10 protein-coding genes and 1 pseudogene are annotated in these 15,038 nt (G+C 62.4%); 9 read left to right on the top strand and 2 right to left on the bottom strand.

Features of this window, described 5'->3' with window-relative positions; all coding sequences use genetic code 11:
* Positions 1-36 precede the first annotated feature (36 nt).
* Entirely contained in the window at positions 37-600 is a 564-nt protein-coding gene (locus IYX23_RS06040; RefSeq protein ID WP_195838309.1) for a transcriptional regulator, read from the bottom strand.
* A gap of 383 nt (positions 601-983) precedes the next feature.
* Here IYX23_RS06040 and IYX23_RS06035 point away from each other — a divergent pair, with 383 nt between their 5' ends.
* The 8 genes from IYX23_RS06035 to IYX23_RS06000 all read left to right on the top strand — a co-directional run bounded on the left by IYX23_RS06035 (position 984) and on the right by IYX23_RS06000 (position 13,110).
* On the top strand, positions 984-1,352 hold the full coding sequence (locus tag IYX23_RS06035) for a hypothetical protein (RefSeq protein WP_154454059.1): 369 nt from the start codon (positions 984-986) through the stop codon (positions 1,350-1,352).
* Positions 1,353-1,432: 80 nt separating this feature from the next.
* The gene (locus tag IYX23_RS06030; RefSeq protein WP_154454060.1) at positions 1,433-3,496 is read left to right on the top strand and encodes a ParB/RepB/Spo0J family partition protein; all 2,064 of its coding nucleotides are present in this window, start codon (positions 1,433-1,435) and stop codon (positions 3,494-3,496) included.
* Between the two features lie 177 nt (positions 3,497-3,673).
* A complete protein-coding gene (locus IYX23_RS06025; RefSeq protein WP_154454061.1) occupies positions 3,674-4,087 on the top strand; it encodes a hypothetical protein in 414 nt (137 codons plus the stop codon).
* A gap of 140 nt (positions 4,088-4,227) precedes the next feature.
* Positions 4,228-8,673 carry a strawberry notch-like NTP hydrolase domain-containing protein gene (locus IYX23_RS06020; protein WP_196392046.1) on the top strand — a complete coding sequence of 1,482 codons (4,446 nt, stop codon included), beginning with the start codon at positions 4,228-4,230 and terminating at the stop codon, positions 8,671-8,673.
* 11 nt (positions 8,674-8,684) lie between these two features.
* On the top strand, positions 8,685-9,686 hold the full coding sequence (locus IYX23_RS06015; protein WP_246695847.1) for a toprim domain-containing protein: 1,002 nt from the start codon (positions 8,685-8,687) through the stop codon (positions 9,684-9,686).
* Positions 9,687-9,996: 310 nt separating this feature from the next.
* On the top strand, positions 9,997-10,824 hold the full coding sequence (locus IYX23_RS06010; RefSeq protein ID WP_154454087.1) for a sulfurtransferase/chromate resistance protein: 828 nt from the start codon (positions 9,997-9,999) through the stop codon (positions 10,822-10,824).
* The gene (chrA, locus tag IYX23_RS06005) at positions 10,821-12,194 is read left to right on the top strand and encodes a chromate efflux transporter (RefSeq protein ID WP_195838310.1); all 1,374 of its coding nucleotides are present in this window, start codon (positions 10,821-10,823) and stop codon (positions 12,192-12,194) included. The genes IYX23_RS06010 and chrA overlap by 4 nt, the downstream gene beginning before the upstream one ends.
* A 25-nt stretch (positions 12,195-12,219) precedes the next feature.
* A complete protein-coding gene (locus tag IYX23_RS06000) occupies positions 12,220-13,110 on the top strand; it encodes a DUF1259 domain-containing protein (protein ID WP_154454063.1) in 891 nt (296 codons plus the stop codon).
* A gap of 127 nt (positions 13,111-13,237) precedes the next feature.
* On the opposite strand, the pseudogene IYX23_RS05995 reads toward IYX23_RS06000, so the two are convergent.
* Positions 13,238-13,870: pseudogene (locus IYX23_RS05995) on the bottom strand (tyrosine-type recombinase/integrase).
* Between the two features lie 755 nt (positions 13,871-14,625).
* On the opposite strand from IYX23_RS05995, the gene IYX23_RS05990 reads away from it, so the two are divergent.
* Positions 14,626-15,030, top strand: a complete 405-nt coding sequence (locus tag IYX23_RS05990) for a FixH family protein (protein ID WP_109025217.1) — start codon at positions 14,626-14,628, stop codon at positions 15,028-15,030.
* The last annotated feature ends 8 nt before the right edge of the window (positions 15,031-15,038 follow it).

The following is a 15,038-nucleotide window of genomic DNA, read 5'->3' as shown; positions in this document are numbered from 1 at the left end:
GCGCAAACCAAGGAATGGACCCTGTGCGCTCGCTCCTTATGCTCCTCGTTGAGCAGGAAGCCGCGCAACTCGCGAAGTTTTTGGTTTCGCCGCGCGGTTGGCGCCGCTCGCCGGTTTGCGTGCTGATTCGACGCCGAGCAATTCCCACAAGCTGATGTCCAATCGTTCCGCGAGTTCGACGAGCACGAGCAGCGACGGGTTCGATACGCCATCGGTGATGAGGTAGAGCTGCGGTAGGGAAACGTTCAGAAATTTTGCAAATTCCTGTTTGGTCAGGCCGCTATTGCGGAAGCGCTCGTTTACGACGGCGCCGATCGTCTCGACCATTTTCGCCCCGGAGGGATTCTTACGATCGCGAACCGGCTTGGCTTCGAGCAACTCGTAGAGCGGGACGCGAAGCTTTTTCGAAATTTCCGCCAACATCGTGATGGACGGGTTCCCGAGCCGGCGACGCACATAGCGAAATTGCGACCCTGACATGCCGACGAATTCGGCGAATTCCGGCTTCGACAAGCCGCTTGCCGCGTGTTCGGCGATCAGTCGGTTCGCAAGGTTTGCAAGATAAGGCGAATCGAGCCGATCAGCGATCGTGACGACCATGAGCCGGCGTCGTCGATCCGCCTCAGCCTTACCCCCCGCTTTATTAGCCTTACGCGACCGCTTTGGCCCGCTGCCGACCATCTTGCCCCGAAAAACTCACGAAACCGCCCGCGCACTGTCATAGATTCCCGTGCGGCTGCCAAGGGCAATTCGGGAATTTTTGCCAGTTTATTAGACTTGGCCGGCTTGCGCGTCGCGCCGCAGCGCACCCAAAACGGGACCATCGTCGGTCAAGCCACGCTCGCGGGACAGTCTGCCGCCCGCAGCCGCGCGCCGGGCCATTCGCCGAAGCTTTTCCAAAGAGCGAGAGCGGGGAGCGCGCTTCACGACGGGATGGAAAGCGAGAGAGAGGCTCCCGCGCGCCCGTCGCGGAGGTTGCGCTCATGACCGACAGTTACGCCGAGACGATCGCCAAGGCCCTCGCCACTGAAGGTGGGCATCTCAGTATCGGAAGAGGCGGGTTTTCATTGCATTACGAGGCCGGCTGGCTGAGCGGCTATGACTGCGAGACAGTCAAAGCCGCGGCGATCGCGGCGGGCTTGCCCGTGATCGATAGCCGCATGGTCGATTTGGGAAAGGTCGCGGACCTCGCGGTTCCTGGTCCGATGATCGCGGTCGGCAAGCCAGCCGATCTGCCGCCCTGGCGCGCGCTCTCCTATGCGCCGCTCGCCGCGGTCGCCGAGGCTTACGCGCGCGCGGGCGCCGAGGTGCGGAACGTGCCCGGCTGCGGCGGCGGGGAGGCGGCGGCCTGAGAGCGAGAGAGCCCTTTGGGCTTTTCGACGGAGAACAGGGTGAGAGAGGCTCTCGCCCATCCGTCGCGGAGTTCAGGGACATGGCGAAGATTGTTCTGACGGCGGCGCGGGATATCGCGCTCGACAAGCTTGTGGCGTCGGATGCGAATGTGCGGCGGATCAAGGCGGGGGTGAGTGTCGAGGATCTGGCCGAGGATATCGTAAGGCGTGGACTGCTGCAGTCGTTGAGCGTGCGGCCCGTGTTGGACGACGGGGGCGCCGAAACAGGGCAATTCGCGGTCAGCGCGGGCGGGCGACGTCTCGCGGCGCTTAAATCGCTCGTCAAGCAGAAGCGCCTCGCGAAGAACGCGCCCGTCCCCTGCATCGTGAAAACCGACGGGATCGAGGAAGAGGATTCCCTCGCAGAGAATACGATGCGCCAGGCGCTGCATCCGCTCGATCAGTTTCGGGCGTTCAAGAATCTGCAGGATCAGGGCGTCACGATTGACGAGATCGCCGCGCGGTTTTTCGTCGGCGCGCCGGTGGTGCGACAGAGACTGAAACTCGCGGCGGCGAGCCAGAAACTGCTCGACCTTTACGTCGCCGAGGAATTGAGCCTCGAGCAGCTCATGGCCTTTTGCGTCACCGACGACCGTGCGCGGCAGGAGGAAGTTTGGGAGACTCTCAGCCGGTCCTACAATAAGGAGCCCTACACGATCCGGCGCCTGCTGACCGAAGGCGCGGTGAAGGCCGGTGACAAGCGCGCGGTCTTCGTCGGCGTTGAAGCCTATGAGGCGGCGGGCGGCGTCGTCCTTCGCGATCTCTTCCAGCAGGATCACGGCGGCTGGCTGCAGGATGTGGCGCTGCTCGACCGTCTCGCACGGGAGAAGCTCGCGGAAGCTGCCGACGCGCTGCGCGCCGAAGGCTGGAAATGGTCGCAGATCGCGATCGATTTCCCCTATGGTCACACGAATGGGCTGCGGCGGCTGCCGGCGACATTTGCGCAGATCTCGGAGGAGCAGAAGGCGCGTTACGACGCCGCGCTCGCCGAATATGACGCGCTGTCGGATGAGCACGAGGGCGCGGAAGATCTTCCCGAAGAGGTCGACCGCAGGCTCGCGGAACTCGAAAAGGAAATCGCGGCGGTTGACGAGCGACCGGCCATCTACGATCCGACCGAACTCCCGCGCGCCGGGATTTTTGTCAGCATCGACTATGACGGCACCCTGAAGGTCGAGCGCGGCTTTGTCCGTCCCGAAGATGAGGAGCCCGCCGGCGCGCCGGCCGCTGGCGAACCCAGGGGATCTGTGGTCGCCCCAAAGCCTGCGGGCGACGGCGCAGTCCGCAACCCTTATGAAACCGCGGCCGACCGGGACGAGACGGAAGTCTCGTCAAAACTCTCCGACCGATTGATGAGCGACCTCACCGCGCACCGCACGCTGGCTCTGCGCGTCGCCCTCGCCAATGATCCGGAGGCGGCGTTTCTCGCGGCGACCCATGCGCTGGCGCTGAAGAGCTTTTACTCTTCCGGTCGCTTCGACGGCTGCGTGGAGATCGACGCCAAATCCGCGCTACTCGGCGGCTATACTTCCGGCCTCGCCGATAGCGTTACGGCGCGGGCACATGATGAGGCGCAGGGCCATTGGCAATTGCGATTGCCCAAGAAATCGGACGATCTCTGGGACTGGCTGGTCAAAGCGGATCGCGAGTCGACGGCCGGGCTTTTCGCCTTTTGTGTCGGCCAGAGCGTCAACGCGCTGCAGCTTCCACACGAACGTCGCTCAAAGCCACTGGATCACGCCGATCGACTGGCCGAACATGTCGGACTCGATATGAGCGCGCATTGGACGCCGACGGTTGAGAGCTATTTCGGCAAGGTCACCAAGGCGCGGATCCTGGCGGCGGTGCGCGAAGCGAAGGGCGAAGCGACGGCGCAGATGATCGATCATCTGAAAAAATCCGACATGGCTGTCGAAGCGGAGCGCCTGCTTCAGGGAACCGGCTGGCTGCCCGAGCCCCTGCGCGGCGCGTCAACGCAGGCGGCCGACGCGCAAATCGTCCAAACGGAGGAAAGCGACGCCTTGCCGGATTTTCTCGGCGATGATGACGACGCGGCTCTGCCCGACGCTGAGGAAGAGGAACCGCACGCCACGGCCGCGGAATGATGCTGGACGCGGGATGGCGCGGGCTGTCCCGCCCTCCTCCGCGGCTGCCGCGTCGATGCTGACGTTCGGCGCGTCCGCTCGAGACGCGCATTCGTCGCGCCCTGAATTTCTGTCTTCCGACACCGTCGCGCGCGCACTGGCGCGCGCGTCCTCCTTCCATTTTTGAAAGGCGCCGCCATGGGCTGGCTCTATATGCAATCGCTTGGCGGTCACGCAGGACCGCGTGAGTATCTCGACGCGCAATTCACCTTCGAGAATGCGGAAGGCCGATCAAAGATCCTGCGCTCAACGCTCCTTGGCGACACCTATTACGCCGCCGTCGAGCAACAGCGCCGCAACGGCGGCGAGAGCGCCGTCTTCGCGTTCGTCTGCCTCACCGACTACAACCCGCGCGACGCCGAAGGCTTCGTGTTCGGATACAAAGATATGACCGAGCACATGGGGCCCTGCGAGAGCGACTGCCCCGAGGACATTCTGGATCTGCTGACGCCGACGGATCGGCCTTACGCCATAGCCTGGCGCGCGCGCTGTCGCGCGAACGCCGCCGCGCGGCGCAGTCAAGCAACACAAAAATCCGCGTGGTCGTCCTGACGGATTGGCGGCGGCGTCATGGCGCTGATCGTCGGCGCGGCGGCGGGGGAGAAAAGAGCAAGAGGGCTTGGCCGGGAGGGCGAGCCCGGGAGGCGCAAAGAGAGAGCGTCCCGGGCTGGTCACAATCCCGGAGACACTCGATGAGCCCGATCCTCGCCGCTACGCCCCGCCAACAAGCCGAACTTTCCTTCATTTCGACAGACAAGCCGCATGCGCTGATGATGGCGGCGCAGACGCTCGTCACGCACCTTGCAAAGGGACGCGTCATCGACGCCCCTGCCCTGCGCGCGGCAATGGAAGGCGCGTTCGGCGCGAGCGATGCGCAAGGCGCCTGGAGCTGGAAGGGCGCCTACGAGGCGGTTGAGGCGGCGCAGGTTTCGTTCCTGCGTCGCTATGGGCCAGCAATGGCTGTGCGGACTGCCAATGATCCGGCGCGCATTCTCGCGATGCTCAAGAAAATCGCCGCGCTGCTGCCGAGCGAAACGCGCCGCTCGGAGGAAGCCCAAGCGCTGCAGCAATTCTCGACGCCGCTGGAATTCGCCTATGTCGCGAGCATCGCGGCGGGGATCGTTCCGGGCGATGTCGTGCTTGAGCCTTCCGCCGGCACGGGGATGTTGGCCATCCAGGCCGAACGCGCCGGCGCGAAACTCATCCTCAATGAATGGGGAGAGACGCGCGCCGATCTCCTGAAACGTCTATTTCCTGAAGCGCCGCTCAGCCGCATCGACGGCGCGCAGCTCCACGATCGTCTCGACGCCGATCTGGTTCCCAGCGTCGTCTTGATGAACCCGCCCTTCTCCGCGTCGCCCTTGATCGAGGGACGGCACGCCGCGGCGACTTTCGAGCATATCCGCGCTTCTCTCGCGCGCCTTCAAAATGGCGGACGCCTCGTCGCCATCACGGGTGAGAATTTCTCCCCGACCGCGAACAGCTGGCGTCGAAGCTTCGAACGCTTGCAGGAACAGGGCCGGCTGGTGTTCACGGCCTCGCTCGCGCGCGGATTTTTCGCGCGGCATGGGACGAGCGTCGAAAGCCGGCTTTCGGTCTTCGACAAAACGCCCTCGGAGAACCCGAAAGAATTAGTCGCGGGCCTCGGTCCGGTCGCCGATCTCTCGGAATTGCTCGCGCAGGTGCAGCGCGAAATTCCGCCCTGCGCGTCTCTTGCTGCCGCGGTTGGCTATAGCGATAAGCCTATCCAGGTAGGCGTCCGTTCGACCGCGAAGCGTTTCACGCCGATCATTGAACCGCGCCGCGCCGCGCCGCGTCTCGCCTTTGCGGAGTCAGCGCATCGCAACGCCGTCGCTCTTCCCTCCCCTAGCCCGCGCGCGGAGATCGTCGAACTCGCCTATGAGTGTCGCGACTGGAAAGCGCCCGAGGGCGGCGCGCTCAGCGCCGGGCTCTATGAGCCCTATGCGGTGCAGTCGATCTCAATTGACGGCGCGAAGCCGCATCCGACGACGCTCGTTCAATCCGCCGCCATGGCGTCGGTCGCGCCGCCAAAGCCCAGCTATCGACCGCATCTGCCAAAGAGCGTGATCGAGTCTGGGCGCCTTTCGGACGCGCAGCTTGAGAGCGTCATCTATGCCGGCGAAGCCCATAGCGACCTTCTCGCCGGCGCCTTCCTCGTCACTGAAAGTTTTGACACGGTCTCCGTCGCGCCGGATGACGCCGAGAAGGCGGTCCGCTTTCGCCGCGGCTATTATCTTGGCGACGGCACCGGCGCCGGTAAAGGACGTCAGGTCGCGGGCGTCGTCCTCGACAATTGGCTGAAGGGCCGTCGCCAGGCGCTCTGGATCTCGAAATCAGACAAGCTGTGTGAGGACGCGCAGCGCGATTGGTCCGCGCTTGGCCAGGAGAAGCTGCAGATCGTTCCGCAGTCCCGCTTCAAGCAGGGCGCGCCGATCAAGCTCTCTGAGGGCATTCTCTTTACGACCTATGCAACCCTGCGCTCGGATGAACGGCAAGGCCGCGATGGCGCGGTTAAGGCGTCGCGTCTGTCACAGATCATCGACTGGTTAGGCGCCGATTTCGACGGCGTCATCGTCTTCGACGAGGCGCATGCGCTCGCCAATGCGGCGGGCGACAAGGGCGAGCGCGGCGAGAAGACCGCCTCGCAGCAGGGCCGCGCCGGATTGAGATTACAGAACGCCCTGCCCGGCGCGCGTGTCCTCTATGTCTCGGCGACCGGGGCGACGACGGTCGCCAATCTCGCTTATGCGACGCGTCTCGGCCTCTGGGACTCGACCGACATGCCCTTCGCGACGCGCGCCGATTTCGTCGTGGCGATGGAGGCGGGCGGCATCGCCGCCATGGAGGTGCTGGCGCGCGATCTGAAAAGCCTCGGTCTCTATGCGTCGCGCGCCCTCTCTTATGCGGGGGTCGAGGTCGAGATGCTGGAGCATCCGCTCTCAGTGGAGCAAATCCGTATCTATGACGCCTATGCCGGCGCATTCGAGATCATTCACAATAATCTGACCGCGGCGCTGGAGGCGGCGAACATCACCGGTGAAGGCGGCAGGGCCTATAATCGTAACGCCAAGGCCGCGGCGCGTTCGGCTTTCGAATCCAACAAGCAGCGCTTCTTCAATCATCTGATCACGGCGATGAAGGTCCCAAGCCTCATCGCGTCGATCGAGCGCGATTTGGAAGCCGGCCATAGCGCCGTCATCCAGATCGTCTCGACCAGCGAAGCCTTGATGGAGCGCCGCCTTGCGGAAATCCCGTCCTCGGAATGGGGCGATCTTTCCTGCGATATCACCCCGCGCGAATATGTCCTCGACTACCTCGCCCATTCTTTCCCGACACAGCTTTTTGAAGTCTATTCCGACGAGAATGGCGATCTTCACTCGCGCCCGGTAATCGACGAGCACGGCAATCCGGTCCAGTCGCGCGAGGCGATGGAACGACGGGATCGTCTGATCGAGCATCTCGCGGCGCTGCCCGCCGTGCAGGGCGCGCTCGACCAGATTGTTCAGCGTTTCGGGACGGATATAGTGGCCGAGGTCACCGGCCGCTCAAGGCGGATCGTGCGCAAGACCAACGCCGATGGCTCCGACCGGCTTTGCGTCGAGAACCGGCCGGCCTCCGCCAATCTTGGTGAAACGCAGGCCTTCATGGATGACGAGAAGCGCATCCTCGTTTTTTCCGATGCCGGCGGCACGGGCCGCTCCTATCACGCCGAGCGGAGCGCCAGGAACCAGCGCCTGCGCGTCCACTATCTGCTCGAACCCGGCTGGAAGGCGGATAACGCCATTCAGGGCTTAGGGCGCACCAACCGCACCAATCAAGCGCAGCCGCCATTGTTCCGGCCGGTCGCGACCAACGTGAAAGGAGAAAAGCGCTTTCTCTCGACGATCGCCCGTCGGCTCGACACGCTCGGCGCCATCACGCGCGGCCAGCGCCAGACAGGAGGTCAGGGCCTGTTCCGGCCGGAGGACAATCTCGAATCCCCTTACGGTCGCGCGGCGTTGCGCCGGCTGTATCAGCTCGTCTTCGCCGGCAAGGTCGAAGGCTGCTCGCTGACGGGCTTTACGGAAGCGACCGGCCTCGATCTCACCGATCAGGACGGCAGCCTCAAGGAGGAGCTGCCGCCGATTTCGACTTTCCTCAACCGCATCCTCGCACTGCCGATCGCGTTGCAGAATCTTCTCTTCGACGTGTTCGAGGGGCTGATGGCGGCGCAAATCGAGGCGGCGATCGAGGCCGGCGTCTTCGATGTCGGCGTAGAAACGCTGATGGCGGAAAGCCTCGTCGTCAATAATCGCCAGACCATCGCCGTCCATGGCGGGAGCGGCGCGGAAACGCAGCTCTTGACCATCCTGCGCAAGGATAAGACGCGGATCACGACGCTCGACGCGGCGCTCGGCTATGCGACGGCTGCGCAAAAGTTGCGACTGATGATCAACGACCAGTCGGGCCGCGCGGCGGTGAAGCTGCCGGCGTCCGCGTTGATGCAGGATGACGGCTCGGTCGTACCACGCGTTCGGCTGCTGCGGCCTGCCCATGCCGATGTGATCACGGTTGAGGCGCTGGAGCGCTCGCATTGGCGCGATGCATCTTCAGAAGAATTTCAGCGGGCATGGGAGAGCGAGGCCGCCTCCCTTCCCGAACTGACCGAGAGCACGTTCCATATCGTGACCGGCCTCCTGCTGCCGGTCTGGAATAGGTTCCCCGACGAGGCCGCGCGGGTCTATCGCCTGCAGACCGATCAGCGCGAACGGGTCATTGGCCGGCTCGTCTCGCCGGCAAGCGCCGCTATGCTCCTTGAGGCGACGGGCGCCGGCGCGCCTGCCCTCGCGCCACCCGCCGCCATTGCGGCGGTCATGCAAGATGGCGCGAGCCTCGTCCTGACTGACGGGCTGGTGCTCAAGCGTGCGCTCGTGATGAACCGGCATCGGCTCGAACTCACAGGCTTCTCCGACACGATGGTCGAGCGCCTGAAAGCGCAGGGTCTCGTCTCCGAGATCATCGCCTGGAAGCTACGGCTCTTCGCTCCGCTGGGCGATGAGGTTTCAAAAATCGTCGAGAGACTTCTTGCCCTCTATCCGCTGCTCCGCGTCGCGCCCGCGACCCGCGTCAATTCGTAATGCGGGAAGCGATGATGGAAAGCCCGGCCCGGACTCTGTCCAGCAGCCTCGCCGAACATGTCGAGGCCGTTTGCAAACATTATCTGTCGAACGGTCGTCGATGCGGCAATTACTGGATCGTTGGCGACGTCAACAACAATGCGGGCCGCAGTCTTTATGTGCGGCTCAAAGGGCCGCTCTCCGGCAAGGGCGCGCGTGGAAAGTGGACGGATGGCGCGACGGACCAACATGGCGACCTTCTCGATCTCATCCGGGAACGAGAAGGGCTTACGTCCTTCCGCGACACGCTCGACGAGGCGCGGCGCTTCTTGGTCGCGCCGCGCGAGACGACGACCGAGAGTCGCGGTCGGAATTCAGAGGCATGCGACACGATCGCGTTCGCCCGCAAAATTTGGGCGGCGTCGCAGCCGATCATCGGCACAAAAGCCGAGGCCTATCTGCGCGCGCGAAAAATCACCGCTGATTTGAGCAACGCGCCACTGCGCTATCACCCGGCGCTGATTTATCGCGAGAGCCGCAATTCGCCGTCGCGCAAATTGCCGGCCCTCGTCGCCGCCGTCACCGACAACAGCGGCGCGATCACAGGCATTCATCGGACGTTCCTCGACCCCGTGCGGAACGCAAAAGCAAAGGTCGCGTCGCCGCGCCGCGCGCTCGGCGCCATTCTCGGCAATGGCGTGCGCTTTGGAGTTGTCGAAGAATTCGCGATCATCGGCGAAGGAATCGAAACCGTGCTTTCGCTCAAGAGCGCAATGCCACATCTCCCAATGGTCGCGGCGCTTTCGGCGGGGCATCTCGCGGCGTGGAAAATTCCGGCCGGGATGCGTCGCCTGATCGTCGCCGCAGACAATGATCGCGCCGGACAAAACGCCGCGCACAAGCTTGCTGACGAGGCCAAAGCAGACGGCGTCAAAGTGCAAACGTTTGTTTCAACAGAAAAGGATTTCAACGATGATTTGCGGCGCGTCACACGGGAGCATCTTCTGCGCCGGCTAGTTAATCACTTGCAATGACGGAGTTCGAAGAAAGCAGACGTTCCCGATGCTCTCCCTCGAGGGCTCACCTTGACCCATTGCGGACCTTTACGATCGAGTCGAGCGCCAGAGAAACTGCGCCTCAGTCGTATCCTTTGCGGCGCGCAATCCGCTAATCTTTAGCGTAACCGCATTATCCGAAGTCTTGATTTTCGCACAAAAGCGGAGTGTCGAAACCGGCCTTGACTTTTAACGCCAAGGCGGCGGATTGTCGTCCCATGGGGAAGCGATCTCCCCACGAGGCGACATGCCCAAGAATCGCGTCCGGGTTTTCCACCAAGGGCGCACCATGTCGTCAATCAACTCGATCTCTCCCGACAAGCTTGCGCGTCTCATCGGCGTCCCGCATTGCCCAGCCCTCATCGATGTGAGGACTGATGGGGACTATGATGCCGATCCGCGCTTTCCGCCCGGCGCTTCGCGCCGCCGTCCCGAATCTGTCTCGGACTGGGCTTCGGAGTTCGTCGGTCGCCCGTCCATCGTCATCGATCCGTGTGGCGAACAGGTCAGCGAAGGAGTCGCCGCATGGCTTCGTCATGCAGGCGCAAGTTCCTCCGACGTGCTAGCTGGCGGGCACTTGGCCTGGGTAAAGTCAGGCGGCCCGCTCATTCCGTCTTCAAAAGTGCCTCAGCGCGATGCCTTCGGGCGAACGATCTGGGTCACACGCTCACGCCCGAAGGTTGATCGTATTGCCTGCCCATGGCTCATTCGCCGGTTTCTCGATCCCGCGGCTATCTTTCTTTTCGTCGCGCCAGCAGAGGTGTCCGCCGTTACGGAACGCTTTGGCGGTGCGCCATTCGATATAGAAGGCGCTTTTTGGAGTCACAGAGGTGAACGTTGCACCTTCGACACCATGCTCGAGGAATGGGGCCTAGCGATAGAGCCGCTACAAAGGCTTGCGGTCATCGTGCGTGGAGCGGATACGGCGCGCCTCGATCTTGCCCCTGAAGCAGCGGGGCTGCTCGCGGCGTCGCTCGGTCAATCCCGCATGTATGCGGATGATCTCGAACAGCTCAAAGCCGGGATGGCGCTCTACGACGCCTTTTATCGCTGGTGTCGTGATGCGACTGATGAAGCCCATAATTGGCCTGCCACCAAATCCGGAAAAGCGTCGTGAACGTCCATATTCAAACTACCGCCCACGATCATGGCGTATCCCTCGCTGAAGCCTCTCGTGTCTGGGCGCGCATTGCTTTGCTGAGCTTCGGCGGACCTGCCGGACAGATTGCGGTGATGCACAGAATTGTTGTCGATGAGAGGAAGTGGGTTCCCGAGAGCCGCTTCTTGCACGCCCTCAACTACTGCATGCTGTTGCCCGGCCCCGAGGCTCAGCAACTCGCCACCTATATCGGCTGGCTCATGCATCGCACCGTCGGCGGCCTCGTTGCGGGCGGGCTGTTCATTCTCCCCGGCGTCATCTCGATCATGGCGCTCAGCATCATTTACGCGCGCTGGGGGAATGTCGGGATCGTGGGCGGATTGTTCTTCGGGTTGAAGGCCGCCGTTCTCGCCATTGTCATCGAAGCTGTCGCGCGGATCGGCAAGCGCGGGCTCAAATCTCCGGCGATGCAGCTTCTGGCCGCCGCCTCATTCGTCGGCATTTTCTTCTTCGCCTTGCCGTTCCCTGCGCTCATCCTTGCATCGGCCTTGCTCGGTTACGTCAGCGCGGCGCGCGGGAATCCCGCCTTCGTGTCAGTCGGACATGGGGCGGCGCATGAGGACGGCGAAAGTGTTCTAGGCGATGGCACGCCCGTTCACGCCCACCCTTCGGGTAAGCGGGCGCTGCAAATCGGGCTGATCTGGTTGGCGGTCTGGCTCATCCCGGTTGTTGCGATCCTGTTTGTCGCCGGTCAGGGGAACGTCTTCTCCCAGATCGCGGTGTTCTTCAGCAAAATGGCTGTCGTGAGCTTTGGCGGAGCCTACGCGGTCCTCGCCTATGTCGCGCAACGGGCGGTCGAGACCTATCACTGGCTGACGCCTGCGGAGATGCTCAATGGACTCGGCATGGCGGAAACGACGCCTGGCCCGCTGGTCATGGTCTTGCAGTTCGTGGGCTTTATGGCGGCGTTTCGCTCGCCAGGCGACTTGCCGCCGCTTCTGGCAGGAATGCTCGGCGGGTTGCTCGCAAGCTGGGTCACCTTCGCGCCCTGCTTTCTCTGGATATTTCTCGGCGCGCCATACATCGAAAAAATCCGCTCCAACAAGGCGCTCTCCGGCGCATTGGCGGCGATCACCGCCGCCGTCGTCGGCGTCATCCTGAACCTCGCTATCTGGTTTGCGATCCACGCCATCTTTCGCAAGACGGTCGCCGTGGCCGGCTATGGGCTGTCTTTTGACGCGCCCGTGCTCGCAAGCGTGGATTTCTGGAGTCTCGCCCTCTCGGTCGCTGCGGCGATGGCGATCTTCCGGCTTCGTGTCGGCGTGCTCCAGACCTTGGCGGGTTCCTGCCTGGCGGGAATAGGGCTGTTTCTCGTAGGAGCGATTTAGACTTTCGGCGGAAAGGGAGAACGCCATGAAACAGAGGCCGCAAGCCACTCTCTGCACAATATGTCTGCTCTTGCCCGCGTCTGTTGCTGTAGCTGAAACCGACTGGTCGCAGGTTGACGCCGCGATCGGCAAGAAGGCCGCTGTCTCTGGAAGCGTGCACAAATACGCTCTCCCGCGCAGCGATCTTCACGTCACCCTCGACGGCGTCAGCATCAAGCCCGGTCTCGCCCTCGGCGGTTGGATTGCCTTCGAGCCAACCGGACATACGGCCATGATGATGGGCGACCTGGTGGTGACTGAAACCGAGGTGAATCCCGTTTTGCGGTCGCTACTCGCCAACGGCGTCCAGGTGACGGCCGTCCATAACCACCTCCTGCGTGCCAGCCCCGCAACTTTCTATATGCACGTCGGCGCGCACGGCGACCCGGCGAAACTCGCTGCGGTGGTTCGGGAGGCGCTCGCGGAAACAAAAACGCCTTTTGAGCCGCCCGCGGCTCCGGCTGGCGAGCCCCCCAAGCTTGGCTTTGATGCGGCGGAGGTTGATAATGTCCTCGGGTTTCCGGGGAGAAACAACGGCGGCGTGCTTCAGTTCAGCATCCCCAAGGCTGAGCAAATTCGAGCGGGGGGAATGACGGTCGCTCCCGCCATGGGAACCGCCATCGCCATCAATTTCGAACCTACTGGCGACGGCAAAGCCGCCATCAGCGGGGATTTTGTTGCGACGGCGAAAGAGGTGGAGCCGCTGCTGAAGACCCTTGAGGCGTACGGGATCGAGGTCACGGCGCTCCACAACCACATGCTCGATGACGAGCCGCGGCTCTTTTTCGTGCACTTCTGGGCGAATGACGACGCTGTGAAACTGGCGCGTGGATTGCGCGCAGCTCTCGATACAGTCCATGTGGCCGCCAGGAGCTGACAGCCTCATTTCGTCGCCTCAATGAACCGGCACTGCCATCACACCCTGCGCCGGTCACATAAGACCGAACGTCCGCTTATGGTGCGACGCGGCCATGGCAATTGGCTAGTCCGAGTCGCCTGTTGCCTCAGAGTTCTACTTGCTCTGAAATGCTAAGAGCATCGTCGACCTCGATTCCGAGATAGCGGACCGTGCTCTCCAGTTTAGTGTGACCCAACAGGAGTTGGACGGCACGCAAATTTCCCGTCTTTTTGTAAATTTGAGCAGCCTTCGTCCTGCGCATGGAGTGCGTTCCGTAGGCCGAGCTATCGAGCCCTGCGCTCGCCACCCACTTCTTCACAATGCGAGCATATTGCCGAGTCGAAATATGAGGATGTTTCGCAGATCGGCTAGGGAAAACATATCCGCTGTTGGCTACTCAACGCCGATCCAGCCATTCCTGGACTGATAATCGCGTTTGCTCGGTCAGCTCGAATTGCACAGAACGGCCAGTTTTCTTCTGAATCACGACCGCACGATCGCGAACTCTGCCGCCCGCGCAAACGTCATTCACTTGCAAGCGCACGAGATCGCATCCTCTCAGCTTGCTGTCGATAGCGAGATTGAACATTGCGAGATCGCGCTTGCGGCTTTCAATCTGTAAACGGACCCGAATGGTCCAGACATCCTTTGGCCGCAGCGGGCGCTTTTGGCCCAGCAGGCACCCTTTGTTCCACGGGCGAGTGATGCGGTTGGTATCGGATGAGGAAGGTAGTAGCATGCGCGCCTCCATCAGCGCCGACCCAACCCACCTCAGCGCCCGCAAAGCAGGGCACGAAATAGATTAGATCCCCCGCCGCCCGCGGGGACAAAATCTGACTAGACTTTTGGGGGCTGATTTTGGCTCACTTAAGTCGAACATTGCGGTTCCCGTCCCTGGGCCGGCAATCAAAAAACGGATTGGGGCATGACGTCCGTCGTGGTAAGCTGCTGCCATGACGGTAGAAACAATGCGCCGCTGCTTTCGCCTTATTATCTCTGCGCTTGTTCTCGCTACAGCTTTGGCTGGAGTTGGCGGAGCTTTTGCCGCGAAGATGAACCACGCCTGCATTGAAATGGGCATGGTCGATTGTCCCGCCGACCACGGCGATGATGGCGCAGCACTCCCCGTGTGCAGTGATGTCCTGTGCGGGCCGAGTCAGGCAACGCTTCCGCAGTTTCAACCGTTCGTTGATGCCGCTCTTTGGGCGTTTGCGCCTTCGCTAATCCCCTCCGACGACATTGAGCGCGGCAGATTACGAAGCCCGCCAGCCCTCCGACCTCCTATCGCCTAACGTCGAAAGTCCAGTCGCTCGCAGATGCGCCGTTAGTCGCGGTTCAAATGACCGCCGACTGACTCGACGGGAGTTCGATATCCGCGATCAATTCCCGCGAAACCCAGCATCGGCTGAGGCAGACGACGCTTTCAATCGGAACCGATCGCCGCTGCGATTCGCACGCCGATCAGACGAACTAGAGGGACATGGAGAGAGTCTGATGATTCTCGCGACTTTGGGCAATGCGCGCTTATTCGCGCTGCTCGTGCTCGCCGCGTTGGGAGTGGCGCCGGTGGCCCGCGCCAACATCGACGATTACGAATTCACTCTTGTTGAACAGGAAATCAAGAAGGGTGACGCAATCGTTTCGGTGCGCCTTATTCACAAACCCGACGGCAAGCTTGTTCCTGATGCGGTAATATTCGCGACTCGGCTCGACATGGCGCCTGACGGCATGGAGATGATGACGACTGACATCGAGCGTCTGGCGAGTGTGGAGCGTGGCGTTTACCGATTTAAGACGGCGCTAACCATGGCTGGCAGATGGCGGCTATCGTTGGCAGCCAAGCTGCAAGGCGAAAACGGCACCCTCCAAAGCAAGCTGATGCTGAAGGCTTTGCCATGAGGCCGGCG

It is taken from the genome of Methylocystis sp. L43, assembly GCF_015709525.1.
Taxonomy (GTDB): domain Bacteria; phylum Pseudomonadota; class Alphaproteobacteria; order Rhizobiales; family Beijerinckiaceae; genus Methylocystis.
Note: the sequence above shows the minus strand (reverse complement) of the source record. Positions and strands in the feature narration are given on the sequence as shown.